This is a genomic window from Bacillus timonensis, from assembly GCF_004799755.1.
Lineage (GTDB): Bacteria > Bacillota > Bacilli > Bacillales > Bacillaceae_L > Ferdinandcohnia > Ferdinandcohnia timonensis_A.
In genome coordinates this window covers 1-21,568 of the sequence record NZ_SLUB01000035.1, presented here as the reverse complement: position 1 = coordinate 21,568, position 21,568 = coordinate 1, and the positions used below count along the sequence as shown (strand labels likewise).

The 21,568-nt window shown below is 37.7% G+C and carries 18 protein-coding genes, 1 rRNA gene and 3 riboswitches; of the genes, 18 read left to right on the top strand and 1 reads right to left on the bottom strand.

Annotated features, from left to right (window positions below; translation table 11 throughout):
- Positions 1-142 precede the first annotated feature (142 nt).
- A riboswitch (purine riboswitch) is annotated at positions 143-244 on the top strand.
- A 131-nt stretch (positions 245-375) separates the two neighbouring features.
- The 6 genes from E1I69_RS16550 (at position 376) to E1I69_RS16525 (ending at position 7,163) form a co-directional block, all read left to right on the top strand.
- Positions 376-1,524, top strand: a complete 1,149-nt coding sequence (locus E1I69_RS16550) for a BMP family lipoprotein (RefSeq protein ID WP_136380673.1) — start codon at positions 376-378, stop codon at positions 1,522-1,524.
- Positions 1,525-1,635: 111 nt separating this feature from the next.
- Positions 1,636-3,168 (top strand): ABC transporter ATP-binding protein, encoded by a 1,533-nt coding sequence (locus E1I69_RS16545; protein WP_136380672.1) that lies wholly within the window; start codon positions 1,636-1,638, stop codon positions 3,166-3,168.
- Positions 3,161-4,312, top strand: a complete 1,152-nt coding sequence (locus E1I69_RS16540; RefSeq protein ID WP_207308561.1) for an ABC transporter permease — start codon at positions 3,161-3,163, stop codon at positions 4,310-4,312. Before E1I69_RS16545 ends, E1I69_RS16540 begins: the two co-directional genes overlap by 8 nt.
- Positions 4,312-5,271, top strand: a complete 960-nt coding sequence (locus E1I69_RS16535) for an ABC transporter permease (RefSeq protein ID WP_136380671.1) — start codon at positions 4,312-4,314, stop codon at positions 5,269-5,271. The genes E1I69_RS16540 and E1I69_RS16535 overlap by 1 nt, the downstream gene beginning before the upstream one ends.
- Positions 5,272-5,519: 248 nt before the next feature.
- Complete coding sequence (locus E1I69_RS16530; protein ID WP_136380670.1) at positions 5,520-6,119, top strand: 50S ribosomal protein L25; 600 nt, start codon at positions 5,520-5,522, stop codon at positions 6,117-6,119.
- A 252-nt stretch (positions 6,120-6,371) separates the two neighbouring features.
- Positions 6,372-7,163: a serine/threonine protein kinase gene (locus tag E1I69_RS16525; protein WP_136380669.1), complete on the top strand. Its 792-nt coding sequence runs from the start codon at positions 6,372-6,374 to the stop codon at positions 7,161-7,163.
- 7 nt (positions 7,164-7,170) lie between these two features.
- Here E1I69_RS16525 and E1I69_RS16520 read toward each other — a convergent pair whose 3' ends face one another.
- A complete protein-coding gene (locus tag E1I69_RS16520) occupies positions 7,171-7,365 on the bottom strand; it encodes a hypothetical protein (RefSeq protein WP_136380668.1) in 195 nt (64 codons plus the stop codon).
- A gap of 196 nt (positions 7,366-7,561) precedes the next feature.
- Here E1I69_RS16520 and E1I69_RS16515 point away from each other — a divergent pair, with 196 nt between their 5' ends.
- From E1I69_RS16515 to E1I69_RS16460, 12 genes are all read left to right on the top strand, one after another.
- Positions 7,562-8,206: a TetR/AcrR family transcriptional regulator gene (locus E1I69_RS16515; RefSeq protein ID WP_242634623.1), complete on the top strand. Its 645-nt coding sequence runs from the start codon at positions 7,562-7,564 to the stop codon at positions 8,204-8,206.
- A 14-nt stretch (positions 8,207-8,220) separates the two neighbouring features.
- Positions 8,221-8,391, top strand: coding sequence for an anti-repressor SinI family protein (locus E1I69_RS16510; protein WP_242634622.1), 171 nt, complete (start codon positions 8,221-8,223; stop codon positions 8,389-8,391).
- 250 nt (positions 8,392-8,641) lie between these two features.
- Positions 8,642-9,016 (top strand): hypothetical protein, encoded by a 375-nt coding sequence (locus E1I69_RS16505; protein WP_136380667.1) that lies wholly within the window; start codon positions 8,642-8,644, stop codon positions 9,014-9,016.
- A 648-nt stretch (positions 9,017-9,664) separates the two neighbouring features.
- Positions 9,665-10,675: an ABC transporter substrate-binding protein gene (locus E1I69_RS16500; RefSeq protein WP_136380666.1), complete on the top strand. Its 1,011-nt coding sequence runs from the start codon at positions 9,665-9,667 to the stop codon at positions 10,673-10,675.
- 105 nt (positions 10,676-10,780) lie between these two features.
- Positions 10,781-11,641 carry an ABC transporter permease gene (locus tag E1I69_RS16495; RefSeq protein ID WP_136380665.1) on the top strand — a complete coding sequence of 287 codons (861 nt, stop codon included), beginning with the start codon at positions 10,781-10,783 and terminating at the stop codon, positions 11,639-11,641.
- Positions 11,641-12,813, top strand: a complete 1,173-nt coding sequence (locus E1I69_RS16490; RefSeq protein ID WP_136380664.1) for a quaternary amine ABC transporter ATP-binding protein — start codon at positions 11,641-11,643, stop codon at positions 12,811-12,813. The genes E1I69_RS16495 and E1I69_RS16490 overlap by 1 nt, the downstream gene beginning before the upstream one ends.
- A 196-nt stretch (positions 12,814-13,009) precedes the next feature.
- Positions 13,010-13,972 carry an AAA family ATPase gene (locus tag E1I69_RS16485; protein WP_136380663.1) on the top strand — a complete coding sequence of 321 codons (963 nt, stop codon included), beginning with the start codon at positions 13,010-13,012 and terminating at the stop codon, positions 13,970-13,972.
- Positions 13,972-15,189 carry a DUF58 domain-containing protein gene (locus tag E1I69_RS16480; protein ID WP_136380662.1) on the top strand — a complete coding sequence of 406 codons (1,218 nt, stop codon included), beginning with the start codon at positions 13,972-13,974 and terminating at the stop codon, positions 15,187-15,189. The genes E1I69_RS16485 and E1I69_RS16480 overlap by 1 nt, the downstream gene beginning before the upstream one ends.
- The gene (locus tag E1I69_RS16475) at positions 15,186-17,363 is read left to right on the top strand and encodes a transglutaminaseTgpA domain-containing protein (protein ID WP_136380661.1); all 2,178 of its coding nucleotides are present in this window, start codon (positions 15,186-15,188) and stop codon (positions 17,361-17,363) included. The genes E1I69_RS16480 and E1I69_RS16475 overlap by 4 nt, the downstream gene beginning before the upstream one ends.
- Before the next feature lie 30 nt (positions 17,364-17,393).
- A riboswitch (purine riboswitch) is annotated at positions 17,394-17,495 on the top strand.
- Positions 17,496-17,799: 304 nt separating this feature from the next.
- Entirely contained in the window at positions 17,800-19,320 is a 1,521-nt protein-coding gene (gene guaA / locus E1I69_RS16470) for a glutamine-hydrolyzing GMP synthase (protein WP_136380695.1), read from the top strand.
- An 86-nt stretch (positions 19,321-19,406) separates the two neighbouring features.
- Positions 19,407-19,509, top strand: a riboswitch (purine riboswitch).
- Positions 19,510-19,656: 147 nt separating this feature from the next.
- The gene (locus tag E1I69_RS16465; protein ID WP_136380660.1) at positions 19,657-20,979 is read left to right on the top strand and encodes an NCS2 family permease; all 1,323 of its coding nucleotides are present in this window, start codon (positions 19,657-19,659) and stop codon (positions 20,977-20,979) included.
- A 418-nt stretch (positions 20,980-21,397) separates the two neighbouring features.
- A 16S ribosomal RNA gene (locus tag E1I69_RS16460) occupies positions 21,398-21,568 on the top strand; the annotation flags it as partial.

Genomic DNA, 21,568 nt, shown 5'->3' with positions numbered 1-21,568 from the left:
ACACAAGAACTCACCTTTATTTTCCAAAATATGATGGTTGTTTTTAAATGAAAACCTTCTCAATTCCGAATGTTAAATGTTATTTTAGAAAAAACATCCGCTTTTTGTTGACAGGTACAATTTATGATGCTACTATGAGTGAGTAAAAATTAAATATTATTCTCGTATAATATTGGGGATATGGCCCGAAAGTTTCTACCAAGCTACCATAAATAGCTTGACTACGAGGTTGCGTATATAAAAATGGAGATAAGCGCATGCTTTATTTCTGTTTCTGTTATCTACCTTCCTACAAGTCAAGCACCGGTATATCTCGGTGCTTTTTTAATTTTTACAGAAAAAATACAACATGACTTACAGAGGAGGATCATTTCGATGAAAAACACAAAGAAAATCGTAATGATATTATTTATTGCTTTAATGACTGCGGTTATGGCAGCGTGTGGAAGTGACTCAGCTAATGGAAATGAAGCTAAGTCTGAGAACGGTGAAGAAGGATTAAAAATTGCGATTGTTACAAGCCCTTCAGGCGTGGATGATGGTAGTTTTAATGAAGATAACTATAACGGAATTTTAAGCTTTATTGAGGAACATCCAACAGCAACAGTAAAAGCTGTTAAAGAAGAAACGGGTGATCCAGCTGCGGCTGTACAAGCAGTAGCTGATATTGTGGCAGACTATGATGTGATTGTAACACCTGGGTTTCAATTTGCAGGTATCTCGAGTATCGCTGTAGAAAACCCTGATAAAATTTTTATTTTAAATGACTCTGAGCCAGCACCTGTAGGTGACCAAACAGATTTTGATAATATCTATGCAATGAATTTTGCTGAACAAGAAAGTGGCTTTTTTGCAGGAATGGCTGCAGCACTTGAAACAAAATCGAATAAAGTAGCGGTAGTAAATGGTATAGCCTATCCGTCAAATGTAAATTATCAATTTGGCTTTGAATCAGGTGTGAATTACGTGAATAAGGTTTTTGGAAAAAATGTTGAAATGGTAGAATTATCAGGTTATGCAGGAACGGATGTAACTGGTGCCGATGTCGGTGGTAACTATGCAGGATCTTTTGCAGATGAAGCAACTGGTAAAGTGATCGGTAATGCGTTAATTAAACAAGGTGTGGATGTCATCTTTGTTGCTGCAGGTGGTACTGGTAATGGGGTATTCACAGCAGTTAAGGAAGCTGAAGATGACGTAAAAGTAATTGGTGTAGACGTTGACCAATTTGATGACGGTGTAAATGGTTCTGAAAACATCGTATTAACATCTGCGGTAAAATTCATGGCGATGAATATCGAAAAGACATTAAATACTGTTGAGGATGGAACTTTTAAAGGTGGAAATGTCGTTCTTTATGCAGACACAGATTCAACTGGTTTTATTAAAGAAGAAGGTCGTCACCAATTATCAGAGGATACACTCAACAAAATGAATGAGGCTTACGAATTAGTGAAAGAAGGTACAATCGTACCTGCATCTAATTTCAATGATCATACTCCAGAAGAGTTTCCAGGACTATAAGATTAAAAGAGCACAATAACGAAATAAATTAATAGAAGTTTATCATTTCCTCATTTTAGGTGAATGATGAACTTCTTTTATTTCCTATTATTGTGATAAAGGAGAAGAACGATGTCTGATTATATTGTAGAAATGAAACATATAACCAAACGATTTCCTGGAATAGTAGCGAATGATGATGTATCCATTGGTATTAAAAAAGGAGAAATTTTTGCTTTACTTGGAGAAAACGGTGCAGGTAAATCAACATTAATGAGTATTTTAGGCGGGATGTACGAACCTGATGAGGGAGAAATCTTTATTCGTGGAAAAAAGGTGCAAATTAGCTCGCCTAACCATGCAGCGAAGCTTAACATAGGAATGGTCCATCAGCATTTTAAGTTAGTCTACGATTATACGATTACCGAGAATATTATCCTAGGGGTTGAGCCCATTAAAAAATTTGCAGGGCTCTTTCCATATGTAGATCTTCGAAATGCCAATCGTAAAATTGAAGAGCTATCTAAAAACTTTGGCTTAGAGGTGGATCCGACGAAAAAGATTGCCGATCTTACTGTCTCCATGCAGCAAAGGGTGGAAATTTTAAAGGTGCTTTATCGTGAAGCCGAAATCCTTATTTTTGATGAACCAACTGCAGTTCTAACACCACAAGAAATTGAATTCCTACTCGGTATTATCCAGGGTCTTCGAGATGCTGGAAAAACCATCATCTTAATTACTCATAAATTAGATGAAATTAAAAAAGTGGCAGACCGATGTGCAGTATTGAACAAAGGCAAATTAATTGATGTGTTGGATGTAAAGACAACATCGGTTACTCTTATGGCTCAATTAATGGTTGGTAGAGAGGTAAGCTTTGAATCTGAAAAAGCACCTGCTCAGTTTAAAGAGGAAGTATTGAAGGTCGAGCATCTAACCATTAAAAATGAAGATGGATTTGAAGTCGTGAAAGATGTGTCCTTTACCATACACGGTGGCGAAATCTTTGCTATTGCTGGAGTCGCCGATAATGGACAGGTTGAAATTGCGGATGCCATTGCTGGCTTAACCAAGGTTAGCGGTGGGAAAATATTCCTTGAAGGTAAGGATATTACAAACGAAAGTATAAGAAACAGAACAGTAGCGGGAATCTCATATATCCCTGAAGATAGACAAAGCTTTGGACTTGTTTTGGATTTTGATTTATCAACGAATCTAGCATTAAAGCAGTACTATCGGGAGCCATTTGCTAGTAAAGGAATCTTGAAAACGGAGGAATTTGAGCAATTTGGCAGCCAGTTGATTGATAAATTTGATATTCGAAGTGGTCAAGGTAATAAGACACAAGTTCGTTCGATGAGTGGCGGTAATCAGCAAAAAGCCATCATTGCTCGCGAAATCGAATTACAATCGCCACTCATGATTTTCGTTCAGCCAACTCGAGGAGTAGATATTGGCGCGATTGAGAACATCCATAAAATGATCATTCAACAACGTGATCAAGGAAAAGCGATTTTACTTGTTTCATTGGAATTAGATGAAATTATGAATGTAGCGGATACCATAGGAGTGATATATAACGGCCAACTTCAAAAGATTGCTAGTAGTGAATCACTAACGACGAATGAAGTAGGCGAATATATGATGGGGGCAAAGCATGAGTAAAGATAAAATGAAAAACAACTTAAGTTATCGTCTTATTCGACCTATAAGTAATGAGAAATGGCAACCTATTACAATTCCGTTAGTCTCCATCCTGATAAGCTTTATTGCGGCAGCGATTGTTATCCTTTTAATTGGTAAAAATCCATTACAAGCATTTTATAATCTACTTCAAGGGGCAGGGATCATGCCAAAGCCTTCCTATGCAGGCTACAAGAGTATGTTAACGGATTTTTTAAGTTTGCTAAATGCGATGACGCCACTTGTGTTTGCCAGCTTAGCGGTTGCTGTTGCATTTAGAGCGGGGCTATTTAATATTGGAGTTTCCGGTCAAATGCTTGTCTCTGGTTTTTTAGCAACGATTATCGTTGGTTACAGTGGTTTAGATGCTTTCATTGCAAAGCCGCTTGTATTAGTAATCGGAATTGTTGCTGGAGGATTAATGGGAGGATTAGTAGGGTGGCTCAAATATAAGTTTAATATAAATGAAGTTGTATCAACGATTATGTTAAATTATATTGCTCAATATGTCATAAGCTTTTTTATTCAAATGTATTATGTCGATCCTATTTCAAGACAATCCAAATATATTTCAGATGAAGCAAGACTGACATTAGTTAATGTCGATATTGCGAACCTAAAAATGGATATCCCATTAGGCTTTCTGTTGGCCATTATTATTGCTATTTTAATAAAGTTCTTCTTAGATAAGACAGTGGTCGGTTTTGAAATTAAAGCAGTAGGGTCTAACCGAAATGCAGCAAAATATGCAGGTATTAATGTCGGAAGAAACACAGTCTTAGCCATGACGATTTCGGGAGGTTTGGCTGGTCTTGCAGGTGTCACTTATTATTTAGGTTACTTTGCTTCCATTCAACCAAAAGTGCTATCAAGTATCGGTTTTGATTCCATTGCTGTATCACTATTAGGAAACTCTCATCCAATAGGTATTATCTTTTCTTCATTTTTAGTATCTATCATTGATCAGGGAAGCACATATATGAGTTCACAGGCGGGTATCAGACAAGAGATTTCTTCTGTAATCATCGGATTAATCCTATTGTTTAGTGCATGTGGTGCATACATGAAATATAAAGTTAGCCGTTTGAAGGAAAAAGAAGTGGAACGAAAGGAGATTGAATCATAATGGATACAATAATTATTGATGGATTATCCTTTGCTCTGCCTCTTTTTATCATCGCAATAGGCGGTATATATAGTGAAAAGAGTGGTATTACTAATCTGGCACTTGAAGGATTTCAAGGTTTCGGAGCGTTCATCGGAGCGCTGTCAGCTGTTTTAATCGCAAATGCTTCTGGTACAGATATTCAAAATCTATTTTACGTAGCTTTACTATTTTCAATGATTGGTGGAATGGCATTTTCCATTATTCATGCGGTTCTAAGTATTAAGTTTAAGGCTGATCAAGTCATCAGTGGTGTGGTCATTAATATTTTGGCTCTAGCCTTAACGACTTTCTTAACAACCCAAATTAATGCACTCGTATTTGGATCAGCTTCGGACAAGTTTCGATTAGGCGTATCAGAGCGATTTACAATTGAAGGTTTAGCCAATATACCTGTGCTTGGCGCGGTCTTTACGAATGTGTATCCCTTCGAAGTGATTATCATCGTGATTGCTATTTTTGCTTGGTATCTTTTATATAAAACAAAATTCGGTATGCGTCTAAGAGCGAGCGGGGAAAATCCACATTCGATTGATGCAGCCGGTGTAGATGTAGCAAAAGTTCGATTTTCTGCGGTTTTGATATCGGGGCTACTATCAGGTCTAGGTGGGATGTGTTTTGCCTATTCCATTTCAGCTAACTTTTCTTCTAATATTTATATGGGATATGGATTCTTAGCCATCGCTGCATTGATTTTTGGGAACTGGCGGATTCTCCCAACGTTAGCGGCTTGTCTATTATTTGGTTTTGCAAAATCTGGGGGCTCGTATATTGCTCAGTCAATGGCATTACCAAGTAGTTTCACGGATTTATTCATGATTTTACCGTATGTATTAACGTTATTGTTATTAATCTTTTTCTCTAAATCCAATCGTGCTCCAAGAGCATTGGGTGAAATTTATGACAAAGGAAAAAGGTAGACCATTTTATAAGGTTATATGGGCTTCTCATAAGTTGATAAAACTTGTGGGAGGCCTTTTTTATTATAAGTTGAATGGAAACGCATAGATAAATTGTCAACGAACTCATTTCTTCACTTAGTAAGCCAAAAGTGTGAAATAAAATGATAGATTCGATATACTAGAGATATAACTAATTCTAATGTTTTTTAGAATATAGTTCCTATAAAAACTAATGTCTAAGAAAAAATCAGAAAGGTGGAATTAAAATGAATACGTTAGTAGCAGAAAAAAGAAATAGTACGAAAAAGTCTATTTTGAAAAAATTGAGAAGTGATGGGAAAATCCCTGCTGTTGTTTATGGAAGTGATATTCAAACAGAATCCATTGCGGTTAACAACGTGGATTTAAGAAGGGTAATAAAGGGTGTGGGGAGAAATGGTATTTTCTCACTACATGTTGATGGGAAATCAAAGAATGTTATTTTAAGAGATTACCAACATAACCCTGTAACAAAGGATGTCCTTCATGTCGATTTTCTTCATGTTGATGAGGATACTGAAATCGATACTAAAGTGAGTGTGATTTTAAAGGGAACTTCAATTGGAGAGAAATCTGGAGGAGTTGCGAAACAATTTCTTTACGAATTGGATATCACAGCAAAAGCGAATGATCTCCCTGATTTTATTGAAATTGACATCACTGGATTTGAAATTGGCCATTCTGTTCGAGTAGCAGATATTAAAAAGGAATATAGTAACTGCACGATCAAGCATGAAGATGATGAAACAATCGTCACAATTGATTATATAAAAGCACAAACAAATGAAGAGGATGAAACGGGTGAAGTTGAAGTTTCAGGTGTCTAATCCTAGCAATCTAACCTGGTAAGTTGAAATAGGACAGTAAGACAGACCCAAAACGACAACCCAAAACACTTGTTGCGACCAAGTGTTTTGCCGTTTATAAGTGTAAACAAAGCTAATAACGATATCAATACTTTTGTAGAAAAAAGTTATCTTTTTGAGTAGTCTATAGGAGAAGCATTTTTTCTTCTATAGACTTTTTTGTGACAACGAAACTCAATATGGTAAATCTTAAAACGGCTAAAGGAGTAAATCATGTTACGACCCATTCGAAGAATGTATCAGTTTATTGTAGATAAACCTATAAAAGCAGCAGAAATCTTAAATCATCGGTACCAGGTTATAGATATGATTGGGACTGGAAGCTATGGGATCGTATACCTTTGTCATGATTTACAAAATAAGGAGTACAAAGTCGTAAAGCAACTAAGACCAAGTAAACGTAAAAATAGGAATGAAATCAAGCTGTTTGAAGATGAAATATCGATCATGAAGAGATTGAAACATAAGCAAATGCCGTTGTTCTATGGGGAATTTTCGGAAAGAGGTCATTATTTTTATGCAATGAGCTATATGGATGGGGTAAACCTCGAGGACGAAATTTTTCTAAATAAAAAGGTGTTTAATGAGGAAGAGTCTTTACTATTTTTAGCGAAAATAATTAAATTAGTTGATTACCTTCATAATAATGATATGTATCATCTTGATTTGCGGATACCAAATATCATAATAAAAGAAAATGAGCCATATTTAATCGATTTTGGCTTAGCAAGACAGGTGAAATCGACTCAATTCAGAGAAACTAACAGTGAAGAATTGAAACTCCAAGACTATTATGATTTAGGGGATATCCTTTTATATTTGCTTTATACAACGTATCCTTTAAAAACGAAAAAAGCCCTCCCGTGGACAGAAGAACTTTCGCTAAGGCAGGAAACGGAAGCTATATTGAAAAAATTGCTAGGAATAACTGAACCGTATTCGACAATTGAGCAAATCTTACACGACCTTTATAAAGCAGTTAGAGCTTTTGAAAATAGTGATTGAACGGTAATTAGCTACTGCTCCCCCAGCTTCTTCGTTTGTAGCGTTTACTGCCACTCAATGGATTATATTTATGCCCTCTGCTACTGCTTCCTCCAAAGTAACGATGCCTTCTGTTACTGCTGCTTCCTCCGTAGTAACGGTGCCTTCTGCTACTGCTTCCGCGTGCAATATTTCTTAGTTGTCTTTTGATTTTATCAAACATAATTTCGCCTCTTTTCGTTGTAGTGTATGTTTGCTTTAGCCTATTCTAACATACATCGAATTTTAGTTGTTAGTCTAAGGGCTACCTCCCGAATTCAAGGAGGTAGTCTTTTTTTCGTGAAAATTTGTCAGTTTTTGTAGGTTAAAACTGGCAATAGGCTACTTGACCGGGTGGTATTTTGTAAGAGATAATACTCGTGAGTATTATAATTTCAAAAAAGATAAAAGGCGGCATTATCATGGGACAACGTGGGAGACAGAAGGGGTCAGTTGGGATCAAAAGCAAAGAGGCAATCCTTATGGTTGCAGCAGAAGAATTCGCAGAGCATGGATTTCATGAAACAAAGGTCAGTACGATTGTCAAAAGGGCTGGACTCACACAGCCAAGTTTTTATCTCTACTTCTCAAGTAAAGAAGCTATTTTTCAAGAGATCGTACATACATTTCGTAACAAATTAATCATGCTAACCCAGAGTAGCAGACTTGAACCCGATTTGGATAAAAACATACTTCCTTCTAAAATAGCTAAAGGTCTAAGTGGGATCTTTGAATTTTTTAACGACCATCGACATTTGACGAAGATAGGATTTTTTATCGCAAGTGAATCGGAGGAAATTAAGCGAGTTATTGTAAATCATATCACTAAGAATCTTCTAGCAGAACAACAGGATAACTACTTTAGACAAGACATAGAAATGCAAACCGTTGCAGAGTGCTTAATTGGGGCCATTGAGCGACTTACCATCACGAAATTATTCACAGATGAAAAAAATCCACAACAACTAGCAAATGAAATAGTGGATATCTATTTGTATGGCTTACAAAATCACGAAACCAACTAATTATATATTGGGGGATGAGTAAGATTAAAACGGCAAATATTGGCGATCTAGTGGAACTTGACGGGGAATGGGTAGAATTAATCATCGAAGCTAAAAACATGGGGATGAAGCTTGAAGATGTGTTGGATTTTTTTGGAAAAATTACGAAAGATGGGACCCAAGAAACAGTCAACGATCGAGCCTAGGTCGTAATGTATAGCAGATAGGACGTTACAGATAAAGTCCAGCTAGCAACTTAAAGCCAGTTCTAAACATTAATAGGTATTACACACTCTCATCTTACAAAAACCTTAGTTTCCTTCTTCAATGAAGAAAGCTGAGGTTTTTCTATTAATAAAACTGCTTTCATTAGCTGATGTGTTACAATATGGGTAGGTAATCAAATCTCTTGGGCTTATAACTGATAAGGAAAATGAGGGTGAGGGATTAGCAAATATGCATACTGTTTTTACATATATTGTTACCCTTATTTCAATAGGGATTTCAGTGTTTATTACACTTTTTTTAAAGCTTGAACTAGAGCGAATGTTTCGTGAAAAAACAAGTGTGATCGCTTTTCATATATGTAATGTACTTATTGTATTAATGGTGTCATTTGCGTTTTATGCTGTATTTACGATTTATATATTTGAGAAGGATTTAAACCTATTGCTTCAAATGCTTATTAACTTGTTTATCATCTTACCTATTTATATCATTGGGAATATCCTGTTTGAAAAAAATAAATTTAAGTTTCGTAAATACAGACCGGCTGAGGATGGAAAAGTGCTTGTGATCAACGAAAAATACTTACAGAAGAAAAAAAGGTAGTTTTTTAATAGAAGGAAAATGGAAACCAGATGCTCACATCTGGTTTTTTGCTATTTTTCGAGATGTTTTCCATACGTATTGGCATGTGTTCGCTCATATCTTACTAAATAAGGGGCTAAGGTCCTATTGAAATACTACATATAGCATATTTTGATAAAAATACTGAAAATTTCTTCATATTTGGAGGATATGAAAGGATATGGGAGGATTTTTGAAGGATAAATAATTTCGGCAACCTGAGGTTTGGAAATCATGAAATATGCTAGTTTATCACGGGATACGCTACATTATCAGGTTTGTCCTGATTTTATTATTCCTCTATACTTTTAATATAGCCCTTGGGTTCACCACTGTGAAACCAACAAATATCTTTTCCCTCCAAGATCAATAGTTCAAAAGAAGTATCCTCGAAATCTTGCGAAAAATGTAGCCTATATATATCTTCTGCATTTTTCACCTGACTGATTAATTAATTGTCACCTTTCTATTAATCTAATCACATCGTGCAATTGTTGTATAAGTTTGGAGAAATACGTAGTATCAAAAAATGAATGGATATTCATTTTTTGGTGAATTGTTCATTCTATTAAATTTTAGTAAATAAATCCATTTACTAATAAATGAAACAAAAAAGGGGAGAAATGAAGAATGAGTCGAAAATTATTAATACTAGTAGCCGTTTTACTACTCGCGTTAGTTGGATGTAGTAGTGAGGGGTCTTCAGGAGATGGAGAACCAGAAAAATTAGATAAAATTGTGCTTGCTGATGCTGGTTGGGATAGCATTCGCTTTCATAACAGTATTGCACAAAGAATCCTAGAGGAAGGATTTGGCTATCAAACAGATGTTACAGCGGGATCGACTGCTGCAACACTTGAAGGCTTACGTCAAGGTGACATCAATGTGTATATGGAAGTTTGGACTGACAATGTCAAAGAGCTATATCAAGAAATGACAGATGCTGGGGATATTGAAACAGTATCTACTAACTTTGATGACAACAGCCAAGGGTTATATGTTCCAACTTATGTGATTGAAGGGGACGAAGAAAGAGGAATCGAGCCGTTAGCGCCGGATTTAAAAACGGTTGAGGACCTGAAGAAGTATCCTGAAGTATTCCCTGACCCAGAGGATTCAAGCAAAGGTCTTATCGTGGGTGCTCCTACAGGATGGGCTGTTGGGGAAACAATGTCAGTTAAGGTTGACACATATGGCTTAGGAGATACATTTAACTATATTAGTCCTGGTTCAGATTCAAGTGCAGTTGCAACGCTAGTTGATGCATATGAAAAAGGCGAAGGATGGGTCGGATATTACTGGTCACCAACATGGGTAACGGCAAAATATGATCTTACTCTTTTAGAAGAACCAGAATATAACGAAGAACAATGGAATAAAGACTTTGGCACTGCATTCCCACCAAATGATGTTGTTGTAGCTGTCCACAAGGACATGCCTGAACAAGCACCAGAGGTTGTGGAGTTTCTAAAAAACTATCAAACAAGTAACGACTTAACAGAAGAAGCTCTTAAATATATGAATGAAAATGATGCATCTGCCGAAGAGGCTGCCGAATGGTGGATGAAGGAGCATGAAGATGTTTGGACTTCTTGGGTTTCAGAAGATGTCGCTGAAAAAGTGAAAAAATCATTAGAGTAATCCCGTTGTTGTAGTAGTTGGTGTTCGCCAGCTACTACAAATTTATTTTAAATAGGAGATTTTGCAAAAAAAGTGAGGTGAATGGTTACATTATGTAACCTGCTTATGGGTAGTTTTCCAGAAATACGATGGGAATTTATTGGTGAATATGTAGAAAAATTTATTAAGTGGATTGATACAACGTTCGAAGGGTTTTTTGATTTCATACATCTAATTTCCTCTCAAACTATCAATGGAATAAGTGGATTTCTTAATTTCATTCCATGGTGGCTCTTCTTAATTATTATTTTCCTTTTAGGATGGCGTTTTAAATCTGTTCTTTCCGGTGTGTTATATGCCTTCTTTATATTTTTAATTGGAACGTTTGGATTATGGGATGTATTGATGATCACGATTGCGATTGTCTTAACATCGGTTCTCATTTCCCTCATTATTGGGATTCCCCTTGGTGTGTGGATGGCATTTAGTAAAGGATTTTCCATTGTCATGAGGCCTATTTTGGATGCGATGCAAACCATGCCTAGTTTCGTTTATTTAATCCCTGCGATTTTCTTCTTCAGTTTAGGAAATGTTTCAGCGGTATTTGCAACGTTAATTTATGCGTTGCCGCCTGTTATCCGATTGACTGAGTTAGCGATTCGTAATGTGGATAAAGATGTGATTGAATCAGCACAATCATTTGGTTCGTCAAGATGGCAGATGCTCACGAAGGTTCAATTGCCGCAGGCACTTCCAACGATTATGGCAGGGGTAAACCAAACAACCATGATGGCACTTGCGATGGTTGTTATTGCATCAATGGTTGGTGCGAAGGGACTAGGTGAACAGGTTCTGATCGCGATTAACCGTATTGATATGGCACTTGGATTTGAAGCGGGTATCAGTATCGTTTTTCTAGCTATCATTATTGACCGTTTGACATCAGGAGTAGCAAGCTCATTCCAGAAACACAGGGGGTCAGAATAATGGAAACGAAAATTAAAATAGAGAAAGTATCAAAAATATTTGGTTCAAAACCAAAATCAGTCATTCCAATGGTTGAAAAAGGAATGAGTAAAAAGGAAATCTTAGAAAAAACCAATCATACCGTTGGTGTGTACAATGCATCAATGGAAATCAAGAAAGGTGAAATCTTTGTCATCATGGGACTATCCGGAAGTGGTAAGTCGACATTGATTCGCTGTTTTAACCTTCTAAACAAACCTACATCCGGGTCTATTTATGTAGATGGGGAGGATGTTGTTCGCTATAACTCATCCCAGCTGAAGAAGTTCAGACAGGATAAAATCGCCATGGTGTTTCAGCACTTTGGGCTATTTAGTCACCGTACGGTTTTGGCGAATGTGGAATATGGCTTAGAGATAAAAAATGTTTCAAAGGAAGAACGCAGAGAAATAGCGTTAAAAAATATTGAAAGTGTTGGTTTAAAAGGATACGAGGATAAATATCCAGGAGAGCTATCAGGTGGGATGCAGCAGCGCGTTGGACTTGCGCGGGCACTTGCAAATGACCCTGACATTCTCCTAATGGATGAACCTTTTAGTGCGCTAGACCCACTCATTCGTCGAGAAATGCAACTTGAGCTGTTAGAACTGCAGGACAAGCTCCAAAAAACGATTATTTTTATCACTCATGATATTAATGAAGCTTTCAAACTAGGAGACCGTGTTGCGGTAATGAAGGACGGGGTAGTCGAGCAAATCGGTACACCGGAGGAAATTATTGAAACTCCTGCGAATGATTATATCTCGGAGTTTATAAAAGATATCGACCGCTCTAAAATTTTACAAGCAGAGCACGTTATGATTCAATCGAATGCTTTGATTTCGTTAAAGGACAGTTTACAAGTAGCGGTAAAAGAAATGCAGAAGAATGGGATCTCAAGTGTATTCGTCGTGAACAAGCATAGACGCTTAGAGGGAATTGTGACCATTGACGATTGCATTGATGGGATCAAGGATAAAAAGACACTGCCCGATGTAATTCGAGACGATATATTTACCGTTTCAAAGGATGAATATATCCAAGACATCATTCCGAAGGCATTGGAAACTAAGTTTCCGTTAGCTGTTGTCGATGAAGACCAACGACTAGTAGGTATCATCCTAAGGGTCCATGTGCTTTCTAGTCTCGTTTAATAGAATACAAGCATACTCTGGCTCAGATTGTTTTAATAATCTGGGTCTTTTTCTGATTAACTGTGCAGCTATCAAAACGTATCGAACGATGTTTATTGAATTTAGGAATCGCCTATATTCGCTTTTATAATTAGTGTGTGAATAGTATAATAGTTACGTATATTGTAAGAGATACGAGTTTTTAGGGGGACGGAAAATGGCGCAGCTTGACACGTTACATCCAGTTTTAGGAAGAGTTATCGAAAATATCGAAAAAGTTATGATCGGAAAAAGAGATGTAGCCACACTAAGCTTGGTTGCATTATTAGCGGAAGGACATGTTTTACTAGAAGATGTGCCAGGTGTAGGGAAGACGATGATGGTGCGTTCCCTTGCGAAATCAGTGAGTGCGGAATTTAAACGAATTCAGTTTACGCCCGACCTATTACCATCGGATGTAACTGGAACGTCTATTTATAATCCAAAAGAACTCCAGTTTGAATTCAGACCAGGCCCGATTATAGGTCATATTGTACTAGCGGATGAAATCAACCGAACATCTCCGAAGACACAATCTGCCTTACTAGAAGGGATGGAAGAAAGTAGCATCACGGTTGATGGAGTAACAAGACCATTACCAAAGCCATTCTTTGTCATGGCCACACAAAACCCGATTGAATATGAAGGGACATATCCACTTCCAGAAGCACAGCTCGACCGTTTTCTATTAAAAATGAAAATGGGCTATCCGTCCGCAAATGAGGAAATTGAAGTTTTAAATCGAGCCGAAAAGTCTAAGCCGATTGAACACCTTGAAGCAGTCATTAATCTTGAAGAATTAATAGACCTGCAAAAGGAAGTAAGGGCAGTCTATGTTGACCAAACCATTAAAGAATATATCGTAGATTTAGTTAGCCGTACGAGAGAGCATAGTTCGGTTTATCTAGGGGCTAGTCCGCGTGGCTCAATCGCATTAATGAAGGCGGCACAGGCGTATGCTTTGATTCACGGCAGGGATTTTGTGATTCCAGATGATATCCAATACCTTGCACCTTATGTTCTGCCACATCGACTCATTTTAAAATCGGAAGCAAGATTCGAAGGAATGACGACCGAGAAGGTAGTGACGAAAATTATTGAAAGAACGCCGATTCCTGTGCAAAGGTCGTTGAATCGTTGATGAGGAAACTATTTCGAAAGCTAAAGGAAACAGGTAAGCTCGTAAATATCTTCCTTCTCATTGTAGCAACTTTTGTATATGCGATGTTTCAAGGTGGGTTTGTCAGCTGGTTTCTATTTTATAGTTTCATCCCGTTCGGGTTATATTCCTTTGCTTTAACGATCTATCCCCTTAAGGATTTCAAATTGGTTCGTCATATGAACCAAACTGAATATGTGGCAGGGGAAAAATTTGAAGCAACGATTGTGATTAAGCGAAAGGCCCCGTTTCCATTAATGTACATAATTATTGAGGAGCTTTTGCCACCACAATTTAAAAAATATGAGCAATCCAAGCAGTCAAAAGTCCTTCTTTTTCCGTGGTTTAAAAGAGAATTGACCTATAAATACGAATTCGATTCAATCTCAAGGGGAGAGCATTTATTAGAAGGTATTCGCATCAAGACGGGAGATTTGTTCGGACTGATAGAAAAGGAAACGATCGCACCTGTTCGTGACCAGTTTCTAGTATATCCACAGTACGTAGATTTGGTATACCGACAGCTTGAAAGCCGGTTTGAACAAGGGATGACCTCTTCAATTGTAAGGTTACAGCGGGATACAGCAATAGCAGTGGGTGTCAGAGACTATACTCCAGGGGATCGTTTTTCATGGATTGATTGGAAGGCATCAGCAAGACGAAATAATATTATGACGAAGGAATTCGAGCAGCAGCAAAGCCATGACGTTGTTTTATTCATGGATCGAACAAAGTCGACTCATTTTGAACAGATTGTCACCTTTACAGCCTCCCTTACAAAAGCTATTTTGAGAAAAGGGGCCCAGGTCGCATTTATCTCGATTGGAGAGGATCAAACGGTTTTTCCTTTAAAGGATGGCGAATCCCAGCAACAAGTGATCTATTACCACTTAGCAAAGGTAAAAGACGATAGTCCACTACCTTTCTCACAAATTGTGGAGTCAGAAATGAAAAAAGTCTATCAGCCGGTAACCTTCATGCTTGTTACAAGTGAACTAAGCGATGATACGATTCATTTAGTAGGCAGATTTTCAATGCGAAATGCAGATCTGCAAATGTTTGTCATAAAAGAAAAAGGTACTCAACTAACACAGGATGAAATTAGTGTCCTTGGAGCCATTCGAAAGCACAATGTATTTGCAAAAGTCGTATATGAAGGGCATTTTGCAGACATTTTCCATGAGGTGAGAAAATCATGAAGCCTAAAATTCCAGCACAACGTGATATTCGGAACCTATTATTGAATGTATTTGGCTTTTTTTTATTGTGGGAATGGCTGCGACCGCTTAAAACCGTGACAGATACACAGGAGACAGCCGGGTTTGTCATTTTTATTGGGGCATGCTTTCTATTGTTATTTTTACGTGTGCCGTTTTTGCTCGGTGCATTTATTAAGGTTTTTCTAATCGTGTATATGATTCATTCGCTCTATTTTAAGGAAGATTTTTTAGATATTACATGGTTGGGTGAACTTGTTGCAGATATTATAAAAAATATCGGGCTCATGTTCCAAGCGAATTGGTGGGGAATGACGCCGATTTTTCGGACGCTTCTCTTTAGCATTTTGCTTTGGTTAATGAGTTATCTCCTCCATTATTGGTTTACTCATCAAAAAAGAATCCTTTTGTTTTTCGTGTTGACTATCATTTATATCACGGTAATCGATACTTTCAGCCCATATAATGCCCAAATGGCAATCGTTCGAACTGTGTTAATCGGTTTCTTCATGCTCGGAATCCTGCAATTTGAGCGTTTAAAGGACAAGGAACTTACTAAGCATGTAAGCATAGGTAAAAAATGGGCAGTTCCTTTAGCTGTTTTTATTCTGTTTTCTACATTTATTGGATACGTCTCCCCGAAGGCTTCACCTCAATGGCCAGACCCGGTTCCATTTTTAAAGGGATATGGACAGGAGAATGCCAATGGTTCGATTAACGGGGTAAAGAAAATAGGCTATGGTACGAATGACCAAAATTTAGGCGGCCCCTTTATTGCTGATGATACAGTCGTCTTTACAGCAAAAACTGAAAAACGTCATTATTGGCGAGTGGAAACCAAGGATACTTATACCGGGAAGGGCTGGAGATTATCAGGGCAACCGGAAAAAGACATTTTTTATGATGAGAATACATCTTTAAAGTGGTATGAGGAAAAAACAGAAGTAGAGGAATTTGATGCTGATATTCAAATGGATCTAAAATATTCACATATCGTATATCCATTAGGATTGACATCTGTAGAGGCAGATCCTGATATCCATTTTAGTGCCAATACATTATCCGAAAAAATCTCGACCTATAGAGGCAATGATGTAGTTAAATTGGATCGCTATTCACTTCGTTATGAGTATCCGAAATACTATATTAACCACTTAAAAGAGGTCACGGAGCCGGGGAGGATTGAGCAGATTGACCTTTTTAGAGAAAGGTACATGCAATTACCGGATAACCTCCCTGAACGTGTAAAAGAACTTGCTGTAGAAATCACAAGTTCACATACAAACCGGTATGACAAAGTGAAGGCGATCGAAAATTACTTTCAGTTAAATGGGTTTGCGTATGATACCCAAAATGTCGCCATCCCAGGAACTGACGAAGATTATGTAGACCAGTTCTTATTTGATACAAAAGTGGGCTATTGTGATAATTTTTCTACTTCAATGGTTGTTTTATTGCGAGCGGCTGATATTCCGGCCAGATGGGTTAAAGGCTATACGGAGGGTGAGCGTGTCGAAGTAAACACCTATGAAATCACGAACAATAACGCCCACTCTTGGGTTGAGGTTTATTTTCCAGAGTTTGGTTGGGTACCATTTGAGCCAACCAAGGGATTTAGTAACGCTAATCTATTTTCCTATGATTTAACGATGACTGGAAATGAAAATAGTCAAACACCACAAACAACACCAATGGAAATTCCTGAGGAAAAAGAGGCGAAAGAAACGGTGGCCGCACCTGTTTCAGAAGACACGGACAACAGCATCTTTGAAAAACTAGGAGACGCCTTCTCATGGAAATATGTACTGATTGTCTTTTTGAGCCTTTTCTTGATCGCATATGTCTTTTTCAAGACACGAAAAAAATGGATGCCATATCTTTATATTTGGATGTACAAAAACGCCAAAGGCGAAGAGGTGTATTTTAAAGCCTATCATGCGTTGCTAAAACAACTGGAACGTGTCGGCCTCCCAAGAAAAGACGGTCAAACCTTGAGGGAATATTCGATTCAAGTGGATCGCTTTTACAAAGGGCATGAAATGGAACAATTAACACGAAGCTATGAACGAGCTTTATACCGTAAAGACAACGCCTATAAGGAATGGTCAATGTCCGTCGAATTATGGGAAAATTTAATTAAAAGGATATCATCTTGACCAATAGATACCTGCTTGATAAAATTATCACAAATTCAATAGAAATACCTTCGTATATCCTCGATAATATGGTTCGAAAGTTTCTACCAGACCACCGTAAATGGTTTGACTATGAAGGCAGCTATTCTATTTGTGTACGTGAACTAGAATTCTGCCTTTTATAGGTAGGATTCTATTTTTTTACCTTTATTTAGTACCAAACTAAAATAAAGGTAAAAAAAAGCCTCCGGCGGATGCCACAGATTTTCAAAGGTAAGTTTTCGAGCTTAGGATCAAAGACTAATGGCGCCACATCCTGTGGCAACGTCTTTGTGACCCACCTCGTGTGAGCCTAAAAATCTGGGCGCAAATTCGCCAAGGCGAATTTGATTTGCATAATATCAGATGGATATATTAAAAAATATAACGAGGTGATTTTGTGAATAACGTTCAAGAAATGATCGTTGTTTTAGATTTCGGAAGCCAATACAATCAATTAATCACAAGAAGGATTCGTGAGTTTGGCGTCTATAGTGAGCTTCACCCACATACGTTAACAGTCGAAGAAATCAAGGCGATGCAGCCGAAGGGAATCATTTTATCTGGTGGACCAAATAGTGTCTATGATGAAAACTCATTTAGATGTGATGAGAGAATTTTCGATTTAGGCGTGCCGGTATTAGGTATTTGCTACGGAATGCAGTTGATGACACAACACTTTGGAGGCCGAGTAGAAAAGGCACATAATCGTGAGTACGGAAAAGCAACCATTAATGTTCAAAACGAATCTGCTCTTTTTTCAGATATCCCAAGTGAACAAGTGGTGTGGATGAGCCATGGCGATTTAGTTGTTGAAACACCAGCAGGCTTTACTGTCGATGCGGTAAGCCCATCTTGTCCCATTTCAGCTATGAGCGATTCAGAGCGTAACTTATATGGAGTTCAGTTCCATCCAGAGGTCCGTCATTCAGTCTATGGAAATGATCTTCTAAAAAACTTTGTATTCGGAGTTTGCGGATGTTCAGAAAGCTGGTCCATGGAAAACTTCATTGAAATTGAAATGGAAAAAATCCGCCAAACTGTTGGTGATAAAAAGGTTCTCTGCGCACTTAGCGGGGGTGTAGATTCTTCCGTTGTTGCTGTATTGATTCATAAAGCAATCGGTGATCAATTAACATGTATGTTCGTTGACCACGGTCTTCTTCGTAAGGGAGAAGCTGAAAGTGTGATGAAGACCTTTAGTGAAGGTTTCCATATGAATGTAATTAAAATCGATGCGAAGGACCGCTTCTTATCTAAGCTAAAAGGCGTAAGTGATCCAGAGCAAAAACGTAAAATCATTGGTAATGAGTTTATCTATGTGTTTGATGATGAAGCTGCCAAGCTAGAAGGAATTGATTATCTTGCACAAGGAACTCTTTATACAGATATTATTGAAAGTGGAACAGCAACAGCACAAACCATCAAATCACATCACAATGTTGGTGGACTTCCAGAAGATATGCAGTTTCAATTAATCGAACCACTTAATACTTTATTTAAGGATGAGGTTCGTGCATTAGGTACTGAGTTAGGTATTCCTGATGAAATCGTTTGGCGTCAACCATTCCCAGGACCTGGGCTAGGAATTCGCGTGTTAGGTGAGATAACAGAGGATAAACTGGAGATTGTTCGTGAATCAGATTTCATCCTACGAGAAGAAATTAGAAAAGCCGGTCTTGAGCGCGAAATTTGGCAATACTTTACCGTCCTTCCAGATATCCGTAGTGTCGGAGTAATGGGAGATGCAAGAACTTATGATTACACAATTGGAATTCGTGCTGTTACATCAATTGATGGAATGACATCAGACTGGGCTCGTATTCCTTGGGATGTTCTCGAAGTTATTTCTACAAGAATCGTGAATGAGGTTAGTCACGTAAACAGAGTTGTGTATGATATTACAAGTAAACCACCAGCAACAATCGAGTGGGAATAATTACGAACAATATAAAATAAAAATGAAATAATGTTCGTTTATTTTATTGACTCTCTAGGTACATTGTCATATAATAAAATCGAAATAAAGATTTTGTTGAAATACGTCGTATAATCTTGGGGATATGGCCCAAAAGTTTCTACCAGGCTACCGTAAATTAGCTTGACTACGAGGTATAACAGATAATGAAGAGAGTCTATTAACTTGATTCTTCTTTTCTATCGTTATCCTTAACGTCAAGCGCTTCAGAGGCTTCTCTGGGGCGCTTTTGTGCGCTTATTCTATAAGTTACTCAATTCTTTTACGACAATACGGATCAAAGGGAGAGGGAATCATATGAAAAAGTATTTTCAATTCGATGAGCTTGGAACTTCTTATAGACGAGAAATTATCGGTGGAATCACAACATTCTTATCGATGGCTTATATTTTATTTGTTAACCCATCAATTTTATCATTAAGTGATGTAACAGATTTTCCTGATGCATTAAGAATGGATGCAAACGCAGTGTTCGTTGCAACAGCTCTTGCCGCAGCGCTCGGTACATTGATCATGGGTGTCGTTGCGAAATATCCTGTAGCCTTAGCGCCAGGTATGGGGCTTAATGCATTCTTTGCTTACTCAGTTGTACTAGGAATGGGAATTTCGTGGCAAACAGCGTTATCAGGCGTTTTAGTATCAGGTATCGTATTAGTTCTTCTAACATTAACTCGAATTCGTGAAAAAATTATCGATGCCATCCCGCAAAACTTAAAATTAGCAGTTGGTGCAGGGATTGGATTATTTATTACATTTATTGGTCTTAAAAATGCAAATATTGTAATTGCTGATCCTGCTACTTTAGTAGCGTTAGGCGACTTATCAAATGGTAACACATTATTAGCCGTTTTTGGTGTTGTAATTACAGTCATTCTAATGGTTCGTAAGATTAACGGTGCAGTATTTATCGGTATGGTTATTACAGCAATTGTTGGGATGCTTTTCAGTTTAATTGATGCTCCAGACAAGGTTGTGAGCTCAGTACCAAGTTTAGCACCAACATTCGGAGTGGCATTTACGCACTTCGGAGAAATCTTCAATATGGATATGTTGGTTGTTATCCTTACATTTATGTTTGTAGATTTCTTTGATACAGCAGGAACATTAGTTGGGGTAGCAAACCAAGCGGGAATTATGAAAAACAATAAACTTCCACGTGCGGGAAGAGCATTGGTTTCAGATTCAACCGGTACAGTAATCGGAGCCATCTTAGGAACATCTTCAACTACATCTTACGTTGAATCAACAGCAGGTGTTGCTGCAGGTGCAAGATCAGGATTTGCTTCAGTTGTAACAGCAGTATTATTCTTATTAGCCTTATTCTTTTCTCCGCTATTAGGAGTGGTAACACCAGCCGTTACTTCGCCAGCATTAATCATCGTTGGTGTTCTAATGGTTGCAAGTTTAGGTGATATCGAGTGGAAGAAATTCGAGATTGCGGTTCCGGCGTTCTTAACAATCGTAACAATGCCATTAACATCTAGTATTGCAACAGGTATTGCGATTGGCTTCATCTTTTATCCAATTACAATGATGGTAAAAGGAAAAGCGAAAGAAATTCACCCAATCATGTACGCTTTATTCTTCATCTTTATTTTATATTTCATTTTCTTAGTTTAAAAAAACGAGGGACACTAGATTAAATATCTGGTGTCTTTTTTTATTTAGATCAACTTTGACAGTATGATCTCACGATATTTGTCGGGTTGTGGGAGAGTGCAGTGGAATTGGTCGAAAATCCCAGAATAATTTAGGTTGACTGTAAAAACTAAACTTGGTATATTAATTAAGTCGCTGCTACAGCGCCTTGAAAAAATGATTCACCATTTAAAAGGTGTTGACATAGACTTCTAAAGATGTTATATTATAAAAGTCGCTGATGAACAGCGAGTCAAAAAAAGTTCTTTGAAAACTGAACACAATACAAGCGTCAACGTTAATTCTAAGTAACAAACTTATTGAGCAAGATCTTTGCTTCTTGAAATGCCTCATCGGATTTTGCGAAAAATGCCGAAGGTATTTTAAGCAATCAATACTCTTATTGGAGAGTTTGATCCTGGCTCAGGATGAACGCTGGCGGCGTGCCTAATACATGCAAGTCGAGCGAACCTGAGGGAGCTTGCTCCCAAAGGTTAGCGGCGGACGGGTGAGTAACACGTGGGCAACCTGCCTGTAAGACTGGGATAACTTCGGGAAACCGGAGCTAATA

What these genes read in the sequence shown, in the direction of transcription:
- E1I69_RS16490 (WP_136380664.1), top strand. Translation starts at nt 11,641, where the DNA reads ATGGAAACGAAAATTAAAATAGAGAAAGTATCAAAAATATTTGGTTCA.
- E1I69_RS16535 (WP_136380671.1), top strand. Translation starts at nt 4,312, where the DNA reads ATGGATACAATAATTATTGATGGATTATCCTTTGCTCTGCCTCTTTTT.
- E1I69_RS16520 (WP_136380668.1), bottom strand. Translation starts at nt 7,365, where the DNA reads ATGTTTGATAAAATCAAAAGACAACTAAGAAATATTGCACGCGGAAGC.
- E1I69_RS16495 (WP_136380665.1), top strand. Translation starts at nt 10,781, where the DNA reads ATGGGTAGTTTTCCAGAAATACGATGGGAATTTATTGGTGAATATGTA.
- E1I69_RS16465 (WP_136380660.1), top strand. Translation starts at nt 19,657, where the DNA reads ATGAAAAAGTATTTTCAATTCGATGAGCTTGGAACTTCTTATAGACGA.
- E1I69_RS16525 (WP_136380669.1), top strand. Translation starts at nt 6,372, where the DNA reads ATGTTACGACCCATTCGAAGAATGTATCAGTTTATTGTAGATAAACCT.
- E1I69_RS16485 (WP_136380663.1), top strand. Translation starts at nt 13,010, where the DNA reads ATGGCGCAGCTTGACACGTTACATCCAGTTTTAGGAAGAGTTATCGAA.
- E1I69_RS16475 (WP_136380661.1), top strand. Translation starts at nt 15,186, where the DNA reads ATGAAGCCTAAAATTCCAGCACAACGTGATATTCGGAACCTATTATTG.
- E1I69_RS16480 (WP_136380662.1), top strand. Translation starts at nt 13,972, where the DNA reads ATGAGGAAACTATTTCGAAAGCTAAAGGAAACAGGTAAGCTCGTAAAT.
- E1I69_RS16550 (WP_136380673.1), top strand. Translation starts at nt 376, where the DNA reads ATGAAAAACACAAAGAAAATCGTAATGATATTATTTATTGCTTTAATG.
- E1I69_RS16505 (WP_136380667.1), top strand. Translation starts at nt 8,642, where the DNA reads ATGCATACTGTTTTTACATATATTGTTACCCTTATTTCAATAGGGATT.
- E1I69_RS16510 (WP_242634622.1), top strand. Translation starts at nt 8,221, where the DNA reads ATGAGTAAGATTAAAACGGCAAATATTGGCGATCTAGTGGAACTTGAC.
- E1I69_RS16545 (WP_136380672.1), top strand. Translation starts at nt 1,636, where the DNA reads ATGTCTGATTATATTGTAGAAATGAAACATATAACCAAACGATTTCCT.
- E1I69_RS16540 (WP_207308561.1), top strand. Translation starts at nt 3,161, where the DNA reads ATGAGTAAAGATAAAATGAAAAACAACTTAAGTTATCGTCTTATTCGA.
- E1I69_RS16530 (WP_136380670.1), top strand. Translation starts at nt 5,520, where the DNA reads ATGAATACGTTAGTAGCAGAAAAAAGAAATAGTACGAAAAAGTCTATT.
- E1I69_RS16500 (WP_136380666.1), top strand. Translation starts at nt 9,665, where the DNA reads ATGAGTCGAAAATTATTAATACTAGTAGCCGTTTTACTACTCGCGTTA.
- guaA (WP_136380695.1), top strand. Translation starts at nt 17,800, where the DNA reads ATGATCGTTGTTTTAGATTTCGGAAGCCAATACAATCAATTAATCACA.